Here is a 21,178-nt window from a genome sequence, read left to right as displayed (position 1 = left end):
CGCAGATGCGAACGATCGTGCGCCGTCTCGGCTTCTACCTGCTGGCCGGCTTCGCGGCGGTGACCGCCAACTTCTTCCTGGCCCGGCTGCTGCCCGGCAGCGCGCTGCAGAACGTGCTGTCCAAGCTGCGCTCGGCCAACCTCGACCAGGAGGCGGTCAAGGCCCTGGAGGCCCAGTACGGCGGGGGCCACGCGAGCCTGCTCTCGCAGTACCTCACGTACCTGGGCCACCTGCTCCGGGGCGACCTGGGCGTCTCCACCTCGCAGTCCTCGCCGGTGGCGACCATCCTGGGCGAGAGCCTGCCGTGGACGCTCGGACTGGTCGGCACGGCGACCGTACTGGCCTTCCTGGTCGGCACGGTGGGCGGCATCGTGATCGGCTGGAAGCGCAACGGGCTGCTGGACGGCCTGCTGCCGGCCACCACCTTCTTCCAGGCCGTGCCGTACTTCATCCTGGCCTTCCTGGTGATGATGACGCTGGGCTTCTTCGGCGGCCTCTTCCCGTACCAGAACGGCTACGACATCGGCCGGGACGCCGACCTGACGCCCGGGTGGAACGGCCCGTTCGTGCTCAGCGTGGTCGAGCACGGCGCACTGCCGGTGCTGACCGTGGTGCTGGCCTCGCTGGCCGGCTGGGTGGTCGGCATGCGCAACCTGATGATCACCACGATGGACGAGGACTACGTCCTGGTCGCCGCGGCGAAGGGCCTGCCGCAGTGGCGGGTGGCGGCGGTCGCCGCGCGCAACGCGATCCTGCCGACCATCGCCAACTTCGCGCTGTCGATCAGCCTGGTGGTCACCGGCTCACTGGTGACCGAGATCGTCTTCACCTACCCGGGCGTCGGCTGGCAGATCTACCAGGCCGTCCTCACCGGTGACTTCCCGCTGCTCCAGGGGATCCTGCTGGTCGTCGTGTTCACCGTGCTGGCCGTGAACCTGATCGCGGACATCGCCTACGTCGCCCTCGACCCCCGCGCCCGCAAGGAGGCCTGAGCGATGCCCCGGATGCTCCGCTCCCGCAAGGTGGCCACCGGCCTGGTGCTGCTGCTGGTCCTGCTGCTGCTGGCCCTGGTCGGTCCGCTGCTCGCCCCGCACGCGCCGGACTTCCAGGCCAACCGCAGCAGCGGCCTGCCGCTGCCGCCGTCCGCCGAGTACTGGCTCGGCACCGACCAGCAGCAGCACGACCTGTTCTCCCGGTTGCTGTCCGGCGGCCGCGACACCCTGCTGATCTCCTTCCTGGCCGGCGCGCTGGCCAACGTGCTGTCCGTCCTGGTCGGCGTCACCGCCGGGTACCTGGGCGGACTGGCCGACGAGGTGCTCTCCGCGCTGACCAACATCTTCCTCGCGCTGCCCGGCCTGCTGATCCTGATGGTGATCATGAAGCCGCTGCCGCCGTCGGAGACCTCGAACCCGTTCCTGATCGGCTCGGTGATCGCGGTCACCGCGTGGGCCTGGGGCGCCCGGGTGCTGCGGGCCCAGACGATGGCGCTGCGCGGTCAGGACTACGTCGAGGCGTCCAAGGTGATCGGCGAGCGCACCTGGCGGATCATCCTCTTCGAGGTGGTGCCGAACCTGCTGCCGATCCTGGCCTCGGCGTTCATCTTCACGGTGATCTACGGCATCGGCACGTACACCGCGCTGGCCTGGCTCGGCGTGATCAGCCCGGCCTCGGTGACCTGGGGCACGGTGCTCAACGAGGCGCAGGCGTCCGGTGCGGCGATCAACGGCTACTGGTGGTGGTACCTGCCGCCGGCGCTGGCGGTGGCCCTGGTCGGCATCGCGCTGGCGCTGATCAACTTCGGCATCGACGAGATCACCAACCCGCGGCTGTCCTCGGTGCGCGGCGGCCGGGGCGTCAAGGTCCGCTTCCGGCTGGGGCTGACCCCGGTGCTGCGGACCGCCACGGGCGACCGCGACCGGACCGAACCGCCTTCCGCGGACGGCGAGTTCACGCCCACGGCGGTGCGGACCGCCGCGAAGAGCGGAGACCCGAAGACCCTGGAGGCCCAGCCGTGACCGGCGAACCGATCCTCGAAGTGCGCGACCTGTGCGTCGACTACGGCCTGGGCGACCGGGCGGTGCGCGCCATCACCGACGCGAGCCTCACCCTGCGCCGGGGCGAGGTGCTCGGCCTGGCCGGCGAGTCCGGCTCCGGCAAGTCCACCCTGGCGTACGCGCTGACCCGGCTGCTGCGCGCCCCCGGCGTGATCACCGGCGGCGAGGTCCGCTTCCACGGCCGGGACGGCTCGCTGGACCTGCTGGCGGCCGACGCGGCCGAGCTGCGCCGGGTGCGCTGGAACCAGATCTCGGTGGTCTTCCAGAGCGCCATGCACGCCCTGAACCCGGTGGCCCGGATCGACGCCCAGCTGACCGACGCGCTGCGGGCGCACCGCGCCCGGCTGACCGCCGCGCAGCGCACCGAGCGGGCGGCGGAACTGCTGCGGCTGGTGGGCATCAGCGCGGACCGGCTGCGCAGCCACCCGCACGAGCTGTCCGGCGGCATGCGGCAGCGGGTGATGATCGCGATGGCCCTGGCGCTGGACCCGGAGATCGTCATCATGGACGAGCCGACCACCGCGCTGGACGTCGTCACCCAGCGCGAGATCCTCACCGAACTACTGCGGCTCAAGGACGAGTTGGGCTTCGCGATCGTCTTCATCACGCACGACCTGTCCCTCCTGGTCGAGCTGGCCGACACCATCGCGATCATGTACGCGGGGCGGCTGCTGGAACGCGCCCCGGCCCGGGCGCTGTTCGAGGGCCCCCGGCACCCGTACACGGCCGGCCTGCTCGACTCCTTCCCCGCGCTGCACGGCGAACGGGTGCGGATGGAGGGCATCCCCGGCTCGCCGCCCGCCCTGACCGCACTGCCGACCGGCTGCTCCTTCCACCCGCGCTGCGCGTTCGCGCTGGAGCGCTGCGCCGTCGACTTCCCGCCCACCACCGTGCCCGCGGGCGACTCCGCCGAGCGGCTGGCCGCGTGCTGGCTGCACGGGGGCGGCCGTGGACTGCCGGCACCGCCGGCCCGATCCCTGGGGAGGAACCTGTGACCGGCACCGTCGACCCCGCCGCACCCCGCGTGGTGCACGGCCCCAAGCGGCCGGGCGTCCCGGCCCTGGAGGCCCGGGGCCTGACCAAGCACTTCCCGGTGCACCGGGGGCTGCGCGGCCGCGCGGTGGTGCACGCCGCCGAGGACATCTCGCTGGCGCTGCCCGAGGCGACCGTGACGGCGGTGGTGGGCGAGTCGGGTTCCGGCAAGTCCACGCTGTCGCGGCTGCTGACCCGGCTGATCGCGCCGACCTCGGGCGAACTGCTGCTCGACGGCGAGCCGGTGGGCACCTCGGCCCGGGAGCGCCGGGCGTACACCAGCCAGGTCCACCTGGTCCTGCAGGACCCGTTCTCCTCGCTGAACGGCGTGCACGGCGTCCGCTACCACCTGGAGCGGCCGCTGAAGCTGCACCGCAAGGCACGCGGCGAGCAACTGGACTTGCTGGCAAAGGAGTTGCTGGAGCGGGTCAGTCTCACCCCGGCCGACCGCTACCTCGACAAGTTCCCGCACGAGCTGTCCGGCGGACAGCGCCAGCGGGTCGCCATCGCCCGCGGCCTGGCGGTGCGCCCCCGGGTGCTGCTGGCCGACGAGCCGGTGTCGATGCTGGACGTCTCGATCCGGCTGGGCGTGCTCAACCTGCTGGACGAGCTGCGCGAGCGCGAGCGGCTGGCCATCCTCTACGTCACCCACGACATCGCCTCGGCCCGCTACCTGGCGGACACTGTGGTGGTGATGTACGCGGGACAGGTGGTGGAGTCCGGCCCCGCGCAGCAGATCACCGACTCCCCGGCCCACCCGTACACCCGGCTGCTGCTGAGCGCCGCGCCGGACCCGCACCGCAGCGGGCCGGTGGTGCTGCGCGGCCGGGGCGCGCCGCCGAGCCTGATCGACCCGCCGGGCGGCTGCCGCTTCCACCCGCGCTGCCCGTTCGCGATGCCGGTCTGCGCCGAGGCCGCGCCGCCCGCCCTGCCGGCCGGGCCCGACCGGGTCGCGGCCTGCTGGCTGCTGAGCCCGGACCGGACGGCGGAGGCCGTGGGGCCCGCCGCCGTGGCCGAGGCCGACGGTGCCACCCCCTACCCCGGCGAGTAGCGGGCCCGTCCCGCGCCCCTGGTCCCGTACGTCCGCGTACGGCGCTTCCCACCGAAACCCCGCCCGGCGGCGTGCGACCGCCGGGACTCGACGCCGCCGCCGAGTCGGCGCCGAACCACAGAAGGAGCACGTCACCATGAGCCGTTCCACCGCTCGGAGAGCCGCCGCCCTGGTCGCGGCGATCGGCCTCGGTATCACCGCCTGTTCCGGCTCCGGCGCGGGCTCGGGCAAGGCCGCGAAGGACCGCACCCTGGTGGTGGAGTCCAACCCGGTGCCCTCCTTCACCGAGAACTACAACCCGTTCGACGGCAACTCCTTCCTGACTCTCGCCAACGCCCGCTCGCTGGTGTGGGAGCCGCTGTTCCAGTTCAACACCCTCACCGAGCAGGACCCGATCCCGTGGCTGGCCCAGGGCTACGAGTGGTCGAACGGGAACAAGACCCTCAAGCTGACGCTGGCCCCGGGCGTCAAGTGGAGCGACGGCCAGGCGTTCTCCTCGGCCGACGTCAAGTTCACCTTCGAGCTGCTGAAGGCCAACCCGGCGGCCAACGGCGGCGGCGCCCCGCTGCCCGGCACCATCGAGACGCCCGACGCCGACACCGTGGTGATGAGCTTCGACGTCCCGCAGAAGGCCAACTTCGCCGGCATCGCCAACCAGCTGATCGTGCCCCAGCACGTCTGGTCCGGCGTCCAGGACCCGGCCACCGCGGTGATCAAGGCCGACCGGCTGATCGGCACCGGCCCGTACCTGCTGGACAAGTTCACCAGCCAGAACGTCACCTTCAAGGTCAACCCGCGGTTCCGCGAGACCCCGAAGGTCAAGCGGATCTCCTTCCCCGCCTACGCCACCAACGACGCGGCCGCCCTGGCGCTCAGCTCCGGCGAGATCGACCTCGCGGGCAACAACATCAACAACGTGCTGAACACCTTCGTCGGGAAGAACCCGCAGCACCACCACCTGTTCCAGGAGGACGCGCCGTACTTCCCGGCGTCCAACACGGCCTCGCTCTTCCTCAACACCAAGAGCGGGAGCGCCCCGGCGCTGGCCGACCCGGCGGTGCGGCAGGCGATCAGCGCGGGCATGAACCGCAAGGCGTACACCAGCCAGTGCGAGACCGACTACGCGCTGCCCGCCACCTCCTCCAGCGGCCTGCTGCTGCCCAACGACGCCAAGGCGCTGGACCCGGCGCTGAAGGACGACCTCAAGCCGGAGGCCGACGCCGCCGAGGTCGACTCGCTGCTGGGCGCGGCCGGCTGGAGCAAGACCGACGGCAAGTGGACCAAGGACGGCAGGACGATCAAGTTCACGATCATCGACCCGAACTCGTTCACCGACTACTGGTGCGCGGCCCAGGCGATGGCCAAGGACCTCGACGCGCTCGGCTTCGACGTCGACGCGAACGGCGCGTTCGACTTCAACAGCTGGAACACCGCGATCACCACCGGAAAGTACGACGCGGCGATCCACTGGGGCCAGGGGGGCACCGCCTACCAGCGCCTGCAGTACGTGCTGGACCCGCGGATGGGTGCCGAGACCGGCAAGGTCGCGGCGGGCGACTTCAGCAAGTACGACCCGGCGAAGTCGCTGGACGCGGTGAAGGCCTTCGAATCGGCGGCCGACCCGGCGGCCGAGCAGGCCGCGCTGCACGACCTGCAGCGGATCATGTCGCAGGACGTGCCCGCCGTGCCGGTCTTCTACGGCCCCGCCTGGTACGAGTACAACGACACCCAGTTCACCGGCTGGCCGAACGAGAGCGACCCGTACATGAACCCGTCGCCCAACAGCCAGGCGTACGAGTACATCATCCTCAAGCTGGCCCCGCGCGACTGACCCGCGCACCGGGCGGCAGAGCCGTACGCCCACGGGTGGAAGCGCTTCCGGACCCGCCGGACGGGAGCGCTTCCCCCACCACCCCGGAGTTCCGCGCGCGACACGACGGACCCCCACCGGCGTCCGCGCGCGGCGCACCACAGGCACCACAGGCACCATCCCCCACCCACCCGTGCCCCAAGGAGGCCGACCATGCGATCCTCTGCGCAGTCCCGTCAACTCCGCGGCCGTCGCTGGCTGCTCGCCCCGCTCGCCGCGCTCGCGCTGACCGTCAGCCCGATCGCCAGCCCCGCCGCCAACGCCGCCATCGGCGGCAGCTTCACCGACAACTTCGACTCCTTCGACACCGGCCGCTGGCACAAGGCCGACGGCTGGACCAACGGCGGCATGTTCAACGCCGGCTGGCGCGCCGACCACGTCTGGTTCAACGGCGGCGTGATGGGCGAGAACCTCGACACCGCCACCTGCCCGAGCGGCTGCTCCGGCCGGCCCTACGCCTCCGGCGAGTTCCGCTCCAACGACCTGTTCTCGTACGGGCGTTTCGAGGCCCGGCTCCAGGCCGTGAAGAACCCGGGCACGGTCACCGGGTTCTTCACCTACACCGGACCGAGCGACAACCAGCCCTGGGACGAGATCGACGTCGAGATCCTCGGCAAGAACCCGACCCAGCTCCAGACCAACTACTTCACCAACGGCGTCGGCGGCCACGAGACCGTCATCGACCTCGGCTTCGACGCCTCCGCCGGGTACCACAACTACGCCATCGAGTGGTGGAACCAGGGCACCATCAACTGGTTCGTCGACGGCAAGCTCGTCCACCAGGAGAACGGCTCGCGCGGCGCCCTGCCCACCCACCCGATGCGGCTCATCGCCAACCTGTGGCCCGGCACCGGGGTCGACAGCTGGCTCAGCCCCTTCACCTACCCGGGCACGCCGCTCACCGCCCGCTACGACTGGATGAAGTACACCAAGTACTGAGCGCCGGCCGGTGCGGCGTTGAAGCGGTAGGACGGTGAGCCGTCCGGCGCGGGGTCCCCCACCCCGCGCCGGGCGGCTTTCGCGCGTTCGCATGTCCGCGCGTTCGTGCGTTCGTGCGTCCGCGGCCGGGCGGGCCGGGGTCAGGCGGTGGCGGCGGCCGGGTCCGGGGCGGTGGCGGGCTCCGGGGTGGCGGTGCGGCGGCGGGTCGGGAGGAGGGCGTCGAGGGCGAGGGCGCCGGGGCCGGTGGCGGCGAGGAGCAGGAAGGTCCAGGCGAAGAGGGCGGCGCTCTCGCCGCCGTTCTGGATCGGGAGCAGGCCGTTCTCCTGGTGGACGGAGAAGTAGGCGTAGGCCATCGAGCCGGAGCAGACCACGGCGGCCGTCCGGGTGCCGAGGCCGAGCAGGACCAGGGTGCCGCCGACGAGTTGGATGACGGCCGCGTACCAGCCGGGCCAGGACAGCGTCTCCACCGTGCCGCCGCCCTTGGCGCCGCCCAGGACGCCGAACAGCGAGGCCGCGCCGTGGCAGGCGAAGAGCAGGCCGGTCACGGCGCGGGTCAGGCCGACGAGGTAGGGGCGGGCCGCTTCGACCGTGTGGTGAGGAGCGGACGGGGACATGGGGGCCTCCATGGGCGCATGCGACGCGTTCAGCGCGTTCACAGCAGAAACTTAGGTTAGCCTCACCTATTTTTGATTGAAGGCGCAACCATCCTCGCGAATTCTCCACAACCGGACGGCCACGGGCCGCTCACGCACCGGAGCGGCCGGGCGGGGTGAGGGGCGGTGCGGGGGGTGGGAAATCGGCTTGGCGGGGCAGGTCCCCTAGGATACCTTGGCTCAAGCCTAGGATACCTTGGCTCAAGCCTAGGGTTCCTAGGCGCGAGCAGGAGCGGAGAGGGCGAGAGGCATCATGAAAGCGCTGACCGAACCGGCGATCCGGGCGTCGTTCGTCAACTGCACCAAGGGCGAGGCGAGTCGGCTCGCGCTGCCCCGGGGCCTGGCCGAACTGCCGTGGGAGGAACTGGACTTCCTGGGGTGGCGGGACCCCGGAGCTCCCGACCGGGGGCACCTGGTGGCCGAGCACGGCGGGCGGCTGGTGGGCGTCACGCTGCGGCGGGCGCAGCGGGCGGGGGCCGGGGCCCGGCAGGGGGCCATGTGCTCGATCTGCCGGACGGTGCACGCGGCGTCCGGGGTGGCGCTGCTGACGGCACGGAAGGCGGGGCGGCCGTCCGGGGAGGAGTACGCGTCGGCGGGCGAGTACTTCTGCGGCGACCTGGCGTGCTCGCTGTACGTGCGGGGGCACCGGCGGGCGTCGGCGGGCGGGGTGCGGATGCGGGAGAGCCTGAGCACCGAGGAGCGGGTCGCCCGGGTCCGGGTGAACCTGGCCGCGTTCCTGGACCGGGTGGTGCGGCCGTGAGCGGCGGGGCGGAGGCGGGAACGGAGGCGAGGGCGGGGGCGGGGGCGGGCGCTCCGGTGGCGCGGGCGTCCGTCGACGGCAGGTGGTGCGGCCTGCGCTGGTGCGGGCGGCGCTGGTGTTCGGGGTGGGGGCGTTCGCCCCGCTGACCGGTGCCGTGGCGGACGGTCCGGCGGCGAACGTCCAAGCGCCGAACGTCCAAGCGCCGAAAGGGAGTTTCGGCGGCGGCGCGCAGGGGTTCAGCGGGCCGGGGGCCAGTTCTCCAGGAGGTGGTGCAGGCCGGTGGTGATGCGCCGCCAGGAGTCGGCGGCGGCGCGCGGGTGGTTGAAGCCGCCGGCGCTCTCGATGCCGATGAAGCCGTGGAAGGTGCTGCGCAGGAGGCGGGCGGCGTCGGTCAGGTCGGGTTCGTCGAGGCGGTAGTGGCGCATCACCGCGTAGGTCAGTTCGATGCTCCGGGCGAACACCGCGGTGTCGGTGAACCGGTCGGGGTCCAGCGGCAGTTGGGTGGCGGCGTAGCGACCGGGGTGGGCCAGCGCGTAGTGCCGGTAGGCGTCCGCGAAGGCGGTCAGCGCCTCGCCGCCGGAGCGGCCGGCGATGGCGGCGGCCAGCGCCTGGTTCAGCTCGTCGGAGGCCAGCAGGGCGACCCGGACCCGGATCTCCTGGAGGTTCTTGACGTGCGAGTAGAAGCTGGCGTCCTTCACCCCGAACCGGCGGGCCAGCGCGGAGACGGTGACCTTCTCGATGCCGACCTGGTCGGCGAGTTCGGCGGCGGCGCGGGTGATGCGTTCGACCGTCAGCCCAGCGTGCGCAGCCATGTTCCCCGTCCTGTGCGCGGCCCTTCGAGCGGGTGGCCAGTTTATCGGGATTCGGGTGCGACCTTTTCCGGCGCCGCCGCGTCGGTATCGGGTGGGACGTCGGCGCGGGGAGTACGGCCGGGGTTCCGCAGGGCCGGGGAGAGATCAACCGATAACCCGGCAAATGGTAATGTTCATGCCAAAATGGGGGCGCGGGTGACGTGTGCCCCCGGCCGATCCGCACCCTGGAGCACCCTTGCCCGGACGCCCGCCCCGCCACCACCGGTACCGCCGCAGCCTGCCGCTGGCCGCCGCGGTCCTCGCCGCCTCCCTGCTCGCCGGCTCGGCCCAGGCCGACGACCCGGCCCCGGCCGACGCCACCCTGACCGCCGACCTCGACGCCCTGCTGTCCGACTCCCGGCTGGCCAACGCCCAGACCGGCGTCGAGGTGCTGGACGCCGCCACCGGGCAGGTGCTGTACGCCCGGCAGCCGCAGGCGCTGCTCACCCCGGCGTCCACCATGAAGACGGTGACCTCCACCGCCGCGCTCGACCTGCTCGGCGCGGACTACCGGTTCACCACCGAGGTGCGCACCACCGGCAGCCGGTACGGCTCCAAGGTGGTCGGCGACCTGGTGCTGCGCGGCGGCGGCGACCCCACCCTGCTGGTGCAGGACCTCGACGACCTGGCCGCGCAGGTCGCGGCGTCCGGGATCACCACCGTCACCGGCCGGGTGCTGGCCGACGGCACCCGCTACGACAGCACGCCGCTCGGCCCCGGCTGGGCCTGGGACGACGAGCCGTACTCGTACAGCCCGCAGATATCCGGGCTGACGGTCGCCAACGACCCCGAGTACCTGATGGACACCGTGCAGGTGACGGTCGCGCCGGGCGCGGTCGCCGGGCAGGCGGCGAAGGTCACCCTGAACCCGGCCGAGGCGCCGATGGCGTTCGCCGGGTCGGTGGCCACCGGCGCGGCGGGCAGCGGCTCGTCCGTCGAGGTGGACCGCGGGCGCGGCAGCAACGAGCTGGCGCTGTCCGGCAGCATCGCGGCCGGGGCCGCGCCGGTCACCTCCTGGGTGACGGTCGAGGACCCGTCGACGTACGCGGGCCGGGTGTTCGCGGGCGCGCTGGCCCGGCACGGCGTGCGGGTGGCGCACGGCGGCGCGCAGGCGGCGACCGGGCAGGAGGGCTCGCAGCCGCTGGTCTCGCACCGCTCGCAGCCCCTGGCCGAACTGGTCGTCCCGATGCTGAAGATCAGCAACAACGGCATGGCCGAGCACCTGACCAAGGAGATCGGCAAGGTCAAGGGCGGCCGCGGCGACTGGGCGACCGGCATCGCCCAGGTCCAGGCGTTCCTGAAGGCCAACGGGCTGGGCACCCCCGCCGGGCGGCAGGTCGACGGCTCCGGCCTGTCCCGCTACGACCTGATCACCCCGGCCAAGATGGCCGACCTGCTCCGGCTGGTCCAGGACCGGCCCTGGTTCGGGGCCTGGTACGACGCCCTGCCGGTGGCCGGCAACCCGCAGCGGATGGTCGGCGGCACGCTGGCCGCCCGGATGACCGGCACCAAGGCCGCGAACAACGTGCACGCCAAGAGCGGCTCGATGGGCGGCGTCGACAACCTGGTCGGCTACGCCACCGCCCCCGACGGCCGCCGCCTGGTCTTCGCCGTGCTGATCAACGACTTCGCCGGCACCAGCCCCCGCCCGGTCCTGGACGCGATCGCCGTCCGCCTGGCCACCGGCCCCGCCACGACGCCCGCGGCCGGCACCCCCCAGCAGAAGGCCAGGTCACTGAACGCCCCGGCCGCGGACGACGGCTACACCGGCACCCGCTGGGAGGACTGCGAGGCCGTCGCCCACTGCTGAGCCCCGCCGAGCCCTTCCCGCCCCGGACCCCGCCGCACCGCGCGGCGGGGTCCGGGGCGGTTTTCGGCGGCTGCGGATTTCACACGGCCGTCATCCATCAAACGGTTGATTGACGCGGGTGGCGCGCGTACGCTCCCCGCCATGACCGAGCCACCGGCGCCGAGCGCGCCGCAGAGCCAGGCCGACCTGAGTCGGGAGCGGATCGTCGCGGCGGCGACCACGCTGTTCGCGGAGCGCGGGTACGACGGGACGACCACCCGGACGATCGCCGCCGCCGCGGGGTTGAACGTCGCCACCGTCGCGTACCACGTGGGCGGGAAGGGCGAGTTGTACCGCGAGGTGATGCGGCGGGCGCACGAGGCCGAGCGGGCGGCGGTGGCGGGGGCGCTGCGGGAGTTCGGGGCGCGGGCGGGGGCGGACCCGGCGGGGGCGGCGGTCGCCTTCGCGGACCGGTACCTGGACTTCTGCCTGGAGCGGCCGGACGTGCCCGCGCTGTGGATGCGGCGCTGGCTGGCGGACGCCGCCGAGTTCGCCGGCCTGGAGGAGGAGTACACCCGGCCGCTGCTGGAGTCGGTGCGCGACGCGCTGGCCGCCGCGCTGCCGGGAGTTCCGCCGGAGCGCGCCGAGTTGGCGGTGTGGACGGTGCTGTGGACGGTGCACGGCTTCTGCCGGTCGATGATCCGCGGGCAGGTCCCCCGGTTCCGGGCCCACCTGCACGCGCTGGTGCTGCGCGAGCTGGGGATCGGGGGGACGCCGTGAGCGCCGGGGGCATAGGCCGGCGGGAGCTGGCCGGGTACGCGCTCGGCTCGGTCGGGACGGGCATCCACGCGACCGTCCCCGGCCTGCTGCTGCTGTACTTCATGACCGACGCGCTGGGCGTGCCCGCCGGGGTCGCAGGCCTGGTCGTGGCGCTGCCGAAGGCCTGGGACGCGCTGTTCAACCCGACCGTCGGCGCCGCCAGCGACCGGGAGGCGCTGCGCACCGGCCGCCGCGGCCGGATCCTGCTGGCCGGCGCGCTCGCGCTGCCCGTCGCCTTCGCCGCGATGTTCCTCTCCCCGCTGACCGGCGCCGGCGCCGCCGCCTGGGTGGCCGTCACCTTCGTGCTGGCCTCCAGCGCGTTCGCCCTGTTCCAGGTCCCGTACGTGGCGCTGCCCGCCGAGATGTCGGACCGCCCCGAGGTGCGCACCCGGATCACGGTGTGGCGGATCGTCTGCCTGACCGTCGGCATCCTGGTCGCGGGCGGCCTGGCCCCCGCCCTGGTGTCGCTGGCCGGGGGCGGGCGGCGCGGGTACGCGGTGATGGGCGCGGTGATCGCCGTCCTGCTGCTGGCGACGCTGCTGGTGCCCGCGCTGGGCGCCCGCCGGGTGGCCGCCCGGCCCGGCCCCGAGCCGCTCGGCCTGCGGGCCGCGCTGCGCACCGCGCGCGGCAACCGGGCGTTCTTCGCGCTGCTGGGCGCGTTCGTGCTGCAGGCCGCCGCGGTGGCGATCATGCTGGCCGCCGCCCCGTACACCGCCGCCTACTGGCTGGGCGGCTACGGCCTGACCTCGGTGCTGTTCGTCTGCCTGGTCGCGCCGAGCGCCGTCGCCGTGCCGCTGTGGGGCCGGGCCGCGGCCCGCTGGGGCCGGCTGCGCTGCCTGGGCGCCGCGACCGCGCTGTTCGCGCTGGCCGCCGCCGCGCTGTGGCCCACCGCCGGGACGGGGGCGGCGCGGGTCACCGCCACCCTGGTGCTGTGCGCGCTGATCGGCGTGGCGTACGCGGCGCTCCAGGTGCTGCCGCTGTCGCTGCTGCCGGACACCGTGCACGCGGACGCGGCGCGCACCGGGCGCCTGCAGTCCGGGGCGTTCACCGGCCTGTGGACGGCGGGCGAGACGGCCGGGCTGGCCGCCGGGCCCGGACTGTTCTCGCTGGCGCTGGCCGCCGCCGGTTTCGCCTCCTCCACCACCGACCACCCCGTCGCGCAGACCGCCACCGCCCGGGCCGGCGTCCTGCTCGGCTTCAGCCTGGTCCCGGCCGTGCTGATGCTGGCCTCGCTGCCCGCCCTGCGGGCGTACGGGCGGCGGCGGGCCGCCGTTCCCGCCGTTGTCGTCGATTCGCTTGCTGGAGAACTCTCGTGACGGACCGTCAGAACGGGCTGCCGGCCGCCGGCCGCCCCGCCGAGGAGCTGCTCGCCGAGCTGCGCGCGCTCACCGCCGCCGACCTGCCCACCCGCGGCGGGCGCACCACCGCCTACACCTACGACGCCGGGCGGCCCGAGGTGCGGGCCGCCGCGGAGGGCGCGTACCTGGCCATGCTGGAGGTCAACGGCCTCGACCCGACCGCGTTCCCGAGCACCGTCGCCCTGGAGCGGCAGGTGGTCGGCGCGGTCGCCGCCCGGCTCGGCGGGGACGGGCGCACGCCCGGCATCTTCACCAGCGGCGGCACCGAGTCGATCCTGCTCGCCGTCAAGGCCGCCCGGGACGCCCGGCCCGAGGTCGCCGAGCCGGAGATCGTGGTGCCCGCGACGGCGCACGCCGCGTTCTTCAAGGCCGGGACGTACCTGAGGGTCAAGGTCGTCGCGGTGCCGGTCGACCCGGCGACCTTCCGGGCGGTGCCGGAGGCGGTGGCGGCGGCCTGCACCGACCGGACGGTGCTGGTGGTCGCCTCCGCGCCCTCGTACGCGCACGGGGTGGTCGACCCGGTGGCCGCGATCGCCGCGGCGGCGGCCGAACGCGGCCTGCCCTGCCACGTGGACGCCTGCGTGGGCGGCTGGCTGCTGCCCTGGCTGGCCGAGGCCGGGGCCGAGGTCCCGCCGTTCGACCTGTCGGTGCCCGGCGTCACCTCGCTCTCCTGCGACCTGCACAAGTTCGGGTACGCGCCCAAGGGCGCCTCCGTGCTGCTCTTCCGCGACCAGGCGATGCGGCTGGCCGCGTACTTCGCCTGCGCGCAGTGGCCCGGCTACCCGGTGGTCAACTCCACCGTCCAGAGCAGCAAGGGCGCCGGACCGCTGGCCGGGGCCTGGGCCACCCTGCAGGCCCTCGGGGCGGACGGCTACCGGGAGTTGGGGCGTTCGGCGCTCGCCGCGACCCGGCGGCTGATCGCGGGCGTCGGGGAGATCGACGGGCTGCGGGTGCTCGGCTCACCGGACGCCACGCTGGTCGCGATCGGCACCGAGGGCGAAGACCCCTTGGACCTCTGGGAGTTGGCGGACGAGTCGCGCGAGCGCGGCTTCTTCCTGCAACCCCAGCTGAGCGTCGACGGCCTGCCCGCCAGCCTGCACCTCACCCTCACCGGAGTCAGCGGGGAGGGCGTCGAGGACCTGCTCGCGGCCCTGCGCGCGAGCGTCGCCGCCGTCCGGGCGCGCGGACCGGTGGCACCGCCCACCGAGATCCTCGCCCTGCTCGACCAGCTCGACTTCACCACCCTGGACGACGCGACCTTCGCCGCCCTCCTCCCGGCCACCGGCCTCGACCTCTCCCCCGGCTCCACCACCCGGATGGCCGGCGTCAACCGCCTCCTCGACGGCCTCCCCCCGCACCTGCGCGACCGGCTCGCCACCCGGTTCCTCTCCGCGCTGTACAGCCCCTACCTGGACGCGTAGCGGCCGGGGGCCCGGGAGCAGGGGCGGGGCACCGGATCGGGCGGTCGCGGCGGGGCAGTCGCGATTCGCCCGGTCCGGCGCCCCGATCCGGCGCCCCGATCCGGCACCCCGATCCGGCAAAGGAAACCCCAAGGGGTGCCCAAGCGACGGATGGGCGAGCGGGGTGCGAATGTGGTGAACGCGTGCGGTTGCGGCGGGTCGGTTCGCTAGCATGGCGCGCTCAAGTGGTCGGACTGACACCGGTGGTGGGGGATGGCGTGCTGAGCGTGGGGCCGGACGGCAGCGGCGGCGGTGGCGGCAGCGGCGACGGGTTCCAAGTGGAGCCGGGGGAGTTGGACGGGGCGGGGCAGACCGCGGGGAGCGTCGCCGAGCAGGTGCCCGGCGGGACCTCGCGGGTGCTGGGGGCGTCGGACGACGCCGAGGCCGGGCTGCGCGGGTGGACGACCGGCGGGGAGCTGAACGCCTGCACCGACGAGTGGAAGCGGCTGCTGGACAGCCTCTCCGCCGAGATGGACCGGCAGGGCGGCAACCTGCGGCGGACCGCGGCCAACTACCGCCGGGCCGAGCAGGACGCGGCCGGCGGACTGACGGGGCGGTGAGCATGGACGTCCCCACGCTGCGCGACGCGGACCCGGACCGGCTGTTCACGGCCGCCGACGCGTACGCCTCGCTGGCCGCCGCGTTCGCCGGCCACACCGACACCTGGCGGGACGGGGTGGACGGCCGGGTACGCGACTCCGGCTGGCGCGGCCGGGCCGCGGACGGCGCCCGGCAGTCGCTGGCCCGGACCACCGGCAAGCTGACCGCCGCGCACCTGGAGCTGGCCCGGATCGCGCCCGTGCTGCGGGAGGGCGCGGAGGCGTTCCTGCTGGCCCGCTCCAAGCTCCGGGCGGCGCTCGCCGAGGCGGACGCGGGCGGCTTCACGGTCTCGGACGACGGCGGGATCTCCTGGCCGCCGCCGAGCGCCGCCGAACGGCACGACCCCGACGCCCCCGACCGCTCCCGGCGGGGCACCGAGCTGCGCGACCGGATCGCCGACGCGCTGTCCGAGGCCGCGCACGCCGACCAGGTCACCGCCCAGCGCCTGCGCCGGTACACCGACGACGCCCGGACCGGCGCCGGCCTGGACCCGGGCACCGCCGCGATGCGCCTGAACAGCGCGGTGCTGGGCGCGCTCAACCCGTTCGGCGGCCCCGAGGACCTGGTCCGCGCGGGCATGCCGGGCCAGGACGCCCCGCCGTCCGAGGTCAACGCCTGGTGGAAGTCGCTCCCGCCGGACGAGCAGCAGCGCCTGATCCGGGCGTACCCGGCCGAGCTCGGCAACCGCGACGGCCTGCCGACCCCGGCCCGCGACCAGGCCAACCGGATCACCCTGGACCGGATGGTCCAGGACCTGTCCTCCCGCACCGACCTGTCCGAGTGGGACCGGAAGAAGCTGGAGGGCTTCCGGGCGATCCAGGACCGGCTCCGCGACGACACCGGCAAGCAGCCCCCCGCGTACCTGATGGTGATCGGCGACCAGGGCCAGGGCCGGGCCGCGATCGCGTACGGCAACCCGGACACCGCGGACGACGTGGTGGCGTACGTGCCGGGCCTGAACACCGAGGTCAAGAACATGGGCGGCGGCGACGCCAACCGGGCCCGCGACCTGTGGCAGACCGCGCACGACCTCGACCCGAGCCGCTCCACCGCCTCGATCGCCTGGCTGGGGTACGACACCCCGCAGGTCAAGGGCCTCAGCCCGGACATGTTCGCGGTGGCCGGGAAGGAGCGCGCCGAACAGGGCGGCGCGGCCTACCAGGAGTTCCTACAGGGCCTGCGCGCCTCGCACGAGGGGCAGCCCGCGCACCTGACCGCGCTCGGGCACAGCTACGGTTCGCTCACGGTCGGCCAGGCCGCGCAGCGCCCCGGCGGCATCCCCGCGGACGACATCATCCTGGTCGGCTCGCCCGGCACCGGCGCGCAGCAGGCCGGCCAGCTGGGCGTCGGCGCCGACCACGTCTGGGTGGGCGCGGCCGAGCACGACCCGGTCTCCCACCTGCCCAGCCACGACGACGCGAAGGGCATCGGCATCGGCGCGGGCATCGGCGGGGTGCTGGCCGGCCCGCTGGGCGCGGTGGCCGGTGGCTTCCTCGGCGACAAGATCGCCGGGCACGGCGACCCGCACGAGCTGTGGTTCGGCCAGGACCCGGCGAGCGGCGAGTTCGGGGCGCACCGCTTCGACGTCGCGGACGGCCCGCTGGGCTTCGAGTCGCACTCGGACTACTGGAACCAGGGCGACGGCCGGGACGGGCACTCGCTGCGCAACATGGGCTTGATCGTCTCCGGCCACGGCGACCGGGTGTCCGGACAGGAGTACCGATGAACGACGACCTGGCGCGCGACCTGCTCGCCGCCCGGGCCGCGGTGGACGAACTGCTGGACTCCGCGCCCGCCGCGCTCACCCCGCCGGTGGTCTGGGCGGACGGCCCGTACGTCGCGGTCTCCCACGAGCACGCGTTCACCCGCGAGCCGGACGGCACCGCGCACCTGGAGAAGCGGCGCTACCTGCTGACCCGGGTGGCCGAACACCGCTACCCGGAGCTGCTCGCCCAGTTGGGCCGGGCCTGGCGGGAGCGCGGCTGGGCGGTGGACGGCGAGGACGACCCGGTGGTGCCGGTGCTGCGGGCGAAGTCCCCGTTCGGGACGGCCGAGTTCCGGATCGGCTTCGCGGGCAACGGGACGCTGCTGGCCCGGGTCGACGGGCTGGCCGCGCCGGACACCTCGTACCCGTTCGGCGGGGACAGCACGGTGCCGATCGGGCCGGACGGGTCGATGGACACCATGCCCCGGCGGCAGGACCCGTTCTGGTCGGTCTAGGGTCGGAAGCAGCGATCGGCCGGCCGGGGGCGGGCGGTGCGGACGGGCGGCGCGGACGGGACCACCGGGCGGACCGGGAATCGGCGGGGAGCGGGAGGTCGGATGAGGCTGCGGGTGGCGGGCGCCGTCGCGGTGCTGGCACTGGTGCTGGGCGCGGCGGGCTGCGGCCCGTCCGGGGACGGCGGGACGGCGCGGCGCCCGGCGGTGGCGCTGGACGTCGCCCGGGGGCGGTTGCAGACCGTGGTGGACGGCACCACCGGGGCGCTCACCCCGGCGGTGCGGTACGCCGACGACGCGTTCCGGGCCGTCCCGCACGAGAACGCGGCCCGCGACCCCGACGGCACCGCGCAGTTGACGCTCCGCCGGTACGTGCTGACCAGGATCGCCGCCGCCAACCGGCCGCGGCTGCTGGAGCAGCTCAGGACGTACTGGAAGGGCCTCGGCTACACCCTGCACGACACGGACTCCCCGTACGAGGCGAGCGCCGCCGCCCCCGACGGCACCGGCGTGACGGTCACCATCGGCGTCCCCGGCAACGTGACCGTGGTGGCCGACGCCTGGATCGCCGACCCCGGCACCACCGCCCCGTTCGGCCCCGCCCCCAGCCCGCTGCCCACCGGCGCGGACGGCGGCCCCGACACCATGCCGACCTTCGACGACCCGGGCTGGTCCTGAGCCCGGGTCCGTCAGCGCCCGATCCGTCCGTGCCGGTCAGCGTCCATCCGTGCCCGTCAGCGCCCGTTCGTGCCCGCACCGGGCGGGCGGGTGGCGGGCCGGGGACGGCGGCGGGGTCGGCGGCGGGACGAAACGGGGCCGATGGGTGCTGATCGGGCGTCAACGCGGGTCTGACGGAGGGTAGTTGGCGGATGGCATTGGGCTGTCGTGACCATGCTGGCTATCATCGGAACGATCTAGCCGGAACGGCGGCCGGCCGAGGGGTCTTCCTCGGTATCGCCATGCCGCGTTCCGCCGTCATGCCGCCGTGCCGTCCGTCGTCCCTGGGCTTGTCGTGTTCCGCGTCGACCACGGGGAGAGACGACATGGCTCAGTTGGACGGGCGGGGGCGCGCCGCGCTCGCCGCCGTGATGGGCGGGGTGCTGCTGTTGAGCGGCTGCGGCGTCGTCGGCATCGGCGGTGACTCGCACCGGCCGACGGACCTGCGCGCGCTGCTGCCGGAACGGGTGCGCAAGTCCGGGGTGCTGACCGTCGGCGCCTCGTTCACCGCCGCGCCGGTGGTGTACCGCAACGACCGCAACGAACCGGACGGGCTGGACCCGCACCTGGCGCAGAAGCTGGGCTCGCTGCTCGGCATCCGGCTGGAGTTCCAGGACGCCGGGCCGTTCGCCAACGTGCTGCCCGGGCTGCTGGGGCGCAAGTACGACATCGCGATGTCCGGCATCACCGACACCCGGGAGCGCGAGCAGGGCGTCGACAAGGACGGCAAGCAGATCAACGAGGGCGTGGACTTCGTCGACTACTTCATGGCGGGCATCGGCATCGCCGTCGACAAGGGCAACCCGCAGAACATCCACGAGATCGACGACCTGTGCGGGCACACCGTCACGGTCAAGAAGGGCACCACCCACGCCGACCTGGTGAGCCGGCAGAAGACGGTCTGCGACCACAACGGGAAGCCGCTGACCGTCATGGAGACCGACAGCGACAACGCCGCCATCGAGAACCTCAAGGGCCGCGCGGACGCCTACATGACCGACTACCCCAAGGCGACGTACGCCGTGCAGACCGTCGACAACGGCGGCACCCTCCAGATCGGCGGCCCGCAGCTCCAGCCCCGCCCGTTCGGCATCGCGCTGCGCAAGGACGACGAGCAGCTGCGCGACGTCCTGATGCGGGCGATGAACCGGCTGATCACCGACGGCACCTACGACCAGGTGCTGGCCGACCACCAGTTGCAGGTCGGCGCGATCCAGAACGCGGTCACCAACGGGCCGTGAGCCTGGGACGCGGACGCGGGCTCGGACGCGCGCTCGGGCTCGGGCCCGGGTCGCGGGCTCGGGCTCAGGCGGGGGTGAAGGCGAGCACCGCCACGTCGTCGGTCAGGGAGCCGGCGTGGCGGCGGACGTCCCGGTCGAGGAAGGCGACCACGGCGTCCGGGTCGGTGGCGGGCAGCGTGGCCAGGCGGGCGGCCAGCGGGTAGAACGCACCGGCCCGGTCGCGGGCCTCGGTGACGCCGTCGGTGTGCAGCAGCAGGGTCCGGCCGGGCGGCAGCGGGACGGTGGCGGGCGGCTCGGGCGGACCGGCGGCGAGGTGGCCCAGGCCCAGCGGGAGGTCCTCCGCGCAGCGGACGGTGCCGACGCTGCCCGGGGCCACCAGCAGCGGGGCGAGGTGGCCCCGGTTGACCAGGTCGATCTCGGCGGAGCCGGGACGGTGCTGGAGCAGCACCGCGGTGACGAACAGCTCGCGGTCGCCGCCCTGTTCGGCGTCGCGGCACACCTGCCGGTCCAACTGGTCGGCCAGCTCGCCGAGTTCGGCGGTCTCGTGGGCGGCCACCCGGAACGCGCCGATCACGTCGGCGGCGGTGCGCACCGCGTCCAGCCCCTTGCCGCGGACGTCCCCGAGCAGGATCCGGGTCCCGTACCGGGTCTCGCACACCTCGTACAGGTCGCCGCCGATGCCGACGTCCGCCTGCGCGGGGTGGTAGAGCCCGGCGGTGCGCAGGCCCCCGGCGCGGGCCGGGACCGGGCGCAGCACGGCGTGCTGGAGGGTGTCGGTGACGGCCTGCATCCGGACCAGGTCGCGGGCCTGGCGGCGGCGCTGCGCGGCGAGTCCGGCACCGATCGCGCCGGCCAGCACGGTGGCCAGGTAGGTCCACAGGTGGTGCTGCTCGGTCAGGTGCCCGGCCCGCAGGGCGAGCAGCGCCTGGAGGGCGACGGTGACGACGGCGGAACCGGCGACCAGCGCGGACCCGCCGCTGGACGCGACCACCACCGGGATCACCGTGAGCAGGAAGCCCGCCGCGACGGAGCTGGGGATCGACCACTCCAGGACCAGGTCCGCCACCAGCAGCAGGACCGGCAGCAGCCGCACCCAGGCGGGCACCCGCAGCGCCCGGGCCATCGCGGCCTCCCAGCGCGCCCCGGCCTGCCGGGGGTCGCGGCCACCGCCGTTCCCGCCGCTGTCCTGGATGCCGTTCCCGGCCCCGCTCCCGGCGCTGTTCCGGATGCCGCTCCCGGCGTTGTCCTCGACGCCGCTCCCGACACCGTGCCCGGCGGCGTTCTCCGGCGGCGGGGCGGCGGCCGGGCGCGGGATGGGGCCGGCGCTGCGGACTGCGGTGGCGGGCGACGCTGCCATGCTGACCTCCTGGACGACCGGTACGGGTGCGGACTTCCTTCCATCGTGGGGTGCGACGGGTCCCGGCCACTGCCCGCCAAGGTCCCGACGGCTCGGGACCTTGGACCTGTTCCGGCCGGGCAGGGGGACGTGCTGTGAGCCGGGTCACCGGGAAAGCCGGTGGGCACGGGAATGCGAGGACGCCGGGGCCGGGGGACGCCGGGGCCGGGGGGCGGCACGCGCAGTGGATCCGGCCGACCGTGCTCGCCTTCCTCCTCGGCGCCCACCGGGTCGACGCACTCCACCGCGGATGACCTCTCCGCGGTGGAGTGCGTCGTCCCCGCGGGCGCGGATCGTCGTCCCCGGCGAGTCGGCCGAGCCCTTCGCGGGCCCGCCCCCGCGGCAGTCCGACGCGCTCCGGTCCGGAGTCG

Annotated in this window: 19 protein-coding genes; 16 read left to right on the top strand and 3 right to left on the bottom strand. The window is 74.3% G+C overall.

What is annotated here, in order from left to right; all coding sequences use genetic code 11:
* Window positions 1–5: 5 nt before the first annotated feature.
* From ACIP60_RS22070 to ACIP60_RS22045, 6 genes are all read left to right on the top strand, one after another.
* A complete protein-coding gene (locus ACIP60_RS22070) occupies window positions 6–992 on the top strand; it encodes an ABC transporter permease (protein ID WP_400686953.1) in 987 nt (328 codons plus the stop codon).
* Window positions 993–995: 3 nt separating this feature from the next.
* Window positions 996–2,015, top strand: a complete 1,020-nt coding sequence (locus tag ACIP60_RS22065) for an ABC transporter permease (RefSeq protein ID WP_400686951.1) — start codon at window positions 996–998, stop codon at window positions 2,013–2,015.
* Complete coding sequence (locus ACIP60_RS22060; protein ID WP_400686949.1) at window positions 2,012–3,049, top strand: ABC transporter ATP-binding protein; 1,038 nt, start codon at window positions 2,012–2,014, stop codon at window positions 3,047–3,049. Before ACIP60_RS22065 ends, ACIP60_RS22060 begins: the two co-directional genes overlap by 4 nt.
* A 32-nt stretch (window positions 3,050–3,081) precedes the next feature.
* Window positions 3,082–4,137 carry an ABC transporter ATP-binding protein gene (locus ACIP60_RS22055; protein ID WP_400687029.1) on the top strand — a complete coding sequence of 352 codons (1,056 nt, stop codon included), beginning with the start codon at window positions 3,082–3,084 and terminating at the stop codon, window positions 4,135–4,137.
* Window positions 4,138–4,273: 136 nt separating this feature from the next.
* Window positions 4,274–5,968, top strand: a complete 1,695-nt coding sequence (locus ACIP60_RS22050; RefSeq protein ID WP_400686947.1) for an ABC transporter substrate-binding protein — start codon at window positions 4,274–4,276, stop codon at window positions 5,966–5,968.
* A 192-nt stretch (window positions 5,969–6,160) separates the two neighbouring features.
* Window positions 6,161–6,946 (top strand): glycoside hydrolase family 16 protein, encoded by a 786-nt coding sequence (locus ACIP60_RS22045; RefSeq protein ID WP_400686945.1) that lies wholly within the window; start codon window positions 6,161–6,163, stop codon window positions 6,944–6,946.
* A 140-nt stretch (window positions 6,947–7,086) separates the two neighbouring features.
* Here the strand turns inward: ACIP60_RS22045 and ACIP60_RS22040 are convergent, their stop codons facing one another.
* Window positions 7,087–7,560 (bottom strand): DoxX family protein, encoded by a 474-nt coding sequence (locus tag ACIP60_RS22040; RefSeq protein ID WP_400686943.1) that lies wholly within the window; start codon window positions 7,558–7,560, stop codon window positions 7,087–7,089.
* A 292-nt stretch (window positions 7,561–7,852) separates the two neighbouring features.
* Here ACIP60_RS22040 and ACIP60_RS22035 point away from each other — a divergent pair, with 292 nt between their 5' ends.
* A complete protein-coding gene (locus ACIP60_RS22035; RefSeq protein WP_400686941.1) occupies window positions 7,853–8,359 on the top strand; it encodes an FBP domain-containing protein in 507 nt (168 codons plus the stop codon).
* A 236-nt stretch (window positions 8,360–8,595) separates the two neighbouring features.
* On the opposite strand, the gene ACIP60_RS22030 is transcribed toward ACIP60_RS22035, so the two are convergent.
* Window positions 8,596–9,171 (bottom strand): TetR/AcrR family transcriptional regulator, encoded by a 576-nt coding sequence (locus tag ACIP60_RS22030; protein ID WP_400686939.1) that lies wholly within the window; start codon window positions 9,169–9,171, stop codon window positions 8,596–8,598.
* 235 nt (window positions 9,172–9,406) lie between these two features.
* Between ACIP60_RS22030 and dacB the strand changes: the two genes are divergently transcribed.
* From dacB to ACIP60_RS21985, 9 genes are all read left to right on the top strand, one after another.
* The gene (dacB, locus tag ACIP60_RS22025) at window positions 9,407–11,020 is read left to right on the top strand and encodes a D-alanyl-D-alanine carboxypeptidase/D-alanyl-D-alanine-endopeptidase (RefSeq protein ID WP_400686936.1); all 1,614 of its coding nucleotides are present in this window, start codon (window positions 9,407–9,409) and stop codon (window positions 11,018–11,020) included.
* Window positions 11,021–11,161: 141 nt separating this feature from the next.
* On the top strand, window positions 11,162–11,779 hold the full coding sequence (locus ACIP60_RS22020; RefSeq protein ID WP_400686934.1) for a TetR/AcrR family transcriptional regulator: 618 nt from the start codon (window positions 11,162–11,164) through the stop codon (window positions 11,777–11,779).
* Complete coding sequence (locus ACIP60_RS22015) at window positions 11,776–13,134, top strand: MFS transporter (RefSeq protein WP_400686932.1); 1,359 nt, start codon at window positions 11,776–11,778, stop codon at window positions 13,132–13,134. Before ACIP60_RS22020 ends, ACIP60_RS22015 begins: the two co-directional genes overlap by 4 nt.
* Window positions 13,131–14,597 (top strand): pyridoxal phosphate-dependent decarboxylase family protein, encoded by a 1,467-nt coding sequence (locus ACIP60_RS22010; RefSeq protein WP_400686930.1) that lies wholly within the window; start codon window positions 13,131–13,133, stop codon window positions 14,595–14,597. Before ACIP60_RS22015 ends, ACIP60_RS22010 begins: the two co-directional genes overlap by 4 nt.
* A gap of 257 nt (window positions 14,598–14,854) precedes the next feature.
* On the top strand, window positions 14,855–15,196 hold the full coding sequence (locus ACIP60_RS22005; RefSeq protein ID WP_400686928.1) for a type VII secretion target: 342 nt from the start codon (window positions 14,855–14,857) through the stop codon (window positions 15,194–15,196).
* Window positions 15,197–15,198: 2 nt separating this feature from the next.
* Complete coding sequence (locus ACIP60_RS22000) at window positions 15,199–16,962, top strand: alpha/beta hydrolase (protein WP_400686926.1); 1,764 nt, start codon at window positions 15,199–15,201, stop codon at window positions 16,960–16,962.
* Window positions 16,959–17,456 carry a hypothetical protein gene (locus tag ACIP60_RS21995; protein ID WP_100835908.1) on the top strand — a complete coding sequence of 166 codons (498 nt, stop codon included), beginning with the start codon at window positions 16,959–16,961 and terminating at the stop codon, window positions 17,454–17,456. Before ACIP60_RS22000 ends, ACIP60_RS21995 begins: the two co-directional genes overlap by 4 nt.
* 102 nt (window positions 17,457–17,558) lie before the next feature.
* On the top strand, window positions 17,559–18,131 hold the full coding sequence (locus tag ACIP60_RS21990) for a hypothetical protein (protein WP_400686924.1): 573 nt from the start codon (window positions 17,559–17,561) through the stop codon (window positions 18,129–18,131).
* Window positions 18,132–18,496: 365 nt separating this feature from the next.
* The gene (locus tag ACIP60_RS21985) at window positions 18,497–19,411 is read left to right on the top strand and encodes an ABC transporter substrate-binding protein (RefSeq protein WP_400686922.1); all 915 of its coding nucleotides are present in this window, start codon (window positions 18,497–18,499) and stop codon (window positions 19,409–19,411) included.
* A 64-nt stretch (window positions 19,412–19,475) separates the two neighbouring features.
* Here the strand turns inward: ACIP60_RS21985 and ACIP60_RS21980 are convergent, their stop codons facing one another.
* On the bottom strand, window positions 19,476–20,768 hold the full coding sequence (locus ACIP60_RS21980; RefSeq protein ID WP_400686920.1) for a PP2C family protein-serine/threonine phosphatase: 1,293 nt from the start codon (window positions 20,766–20,768) through the stop codon (window positions 19,476–19,478).
* Window positions 20,769–21,178 lie beyond the last annotated feature (410 nt).

Source organism: Kitasatospora sp. NPDC088783 (assembly GCF_044750705.1).
GTDB lineage: Bacteria > Actinomycetota > Actinomycetes > Streptomycetales > Streptomycetaceae > Kitasatospora > Kitasatospora fiedleri.
The sequence above is the reverse complement of the archived record's forward strand: the minus strand, read 5'-3'. Positions and strand labels throughout refer to the sequence as shown.

Excerpts from the sequence above, each read along its gene's own strand:
- ACIP60_RS22070 (WP_400686953.1), top strand. The coding sequence starts at position 6 with ATGCGAACGATCGTGCGCCGTCTCGGCTTCTACCTGCTGGCCGGCTTC.
- ACIP60_RS22000 (WP_400686926.1), top strand. The coding sequence starts at position 15,199 with ATGGACGTCCCCACGCTGCGCGACGCGGACCCGGACCGGCTGTTCACG.
- ACIP60_RS22030 (WP_400686939.1), bottom strand. The coding sequence starts at position 9,171 with ATGGCTGCGCACGCTGGGCTGACGGTCGAACGCATCACCCGCGCCGCC.
- ACIP60_RS22040 (WP_400686943.1), bottom strand. The coding sequence starts at position 7,560 with ATGTCCCCGTCCGCTCCTCACCACACGGTCGAAGCGGCCCGCCCCTAC.
- ACIP60_RS22050 (WP_400686947.1), top strand. The coding sequence starts at position 4,274 with ATGAGCCGTTCCACCGCTCGGAGAGCCGCCGCCCTGGTCGCGGCGATC.
- ACIP60_RS21990 (WP_400686924.1), top strand. The coding sequence starts at position 17,559 with ATGAGGCTGCGGGTGGCGGGCGCCGTCGCGGTGCTGGCACTGGTGCTG.
- ACIP60_RS22035 (WP_400686941.1), top strand. The coding sequence starts at position 7,853 with ATGAAAGCGCTGACCGAACCGGCGATCCGGGCGTCGTTCGTCAACTGC.
- ACIP60_RS22045 (WP_400686945.1), top strand. The coding sequence starts at position 6,161 with ATGCGATCCTCTGCGCAGTCCCGTCAACTCCGCGGCCGTCGCTGGCTG.
- ACIP60_RS22020 (WP_400686934.1), top strand. The coding sequence starts at position 11,162 with ATGACCGAGCCACCGGCGCCGAGCGCGCCGCAGAGCCAGGCCGACCTG.
- ACIP60_RS21995 (WP_100835908.1), top strand. The coding sequence starts at position 16,959 with ATGAACGACGACCTGGCGCGCGACCTGCTCGCCGCCCGGGCCGCGGTG.
- ACIP60_RS21980 (WP_400686920.1), bottom strand. The coding sequence starts at position 20,768 with ATGGCAGCGTCGCCCGCCACCGCAGTCCGCAGCGCCGGCCCCATCCCG.
- ACIP60_RS22065 (WP_400686951.1), top strand. The coding sequence starts at position 996 with ATGCCCCGGATGCTCCGCTCCCGCAAGGTGGCCACCGGCCTGGTGCTG.
- ACIP60_RS21985 (WP_400686922.1), top strand. The coding sequence starts at position 18,497 with ATGGCTCAGTTGGACGGGCGGGGGCGCGCCGCGCTCGCCGCCGTGATG.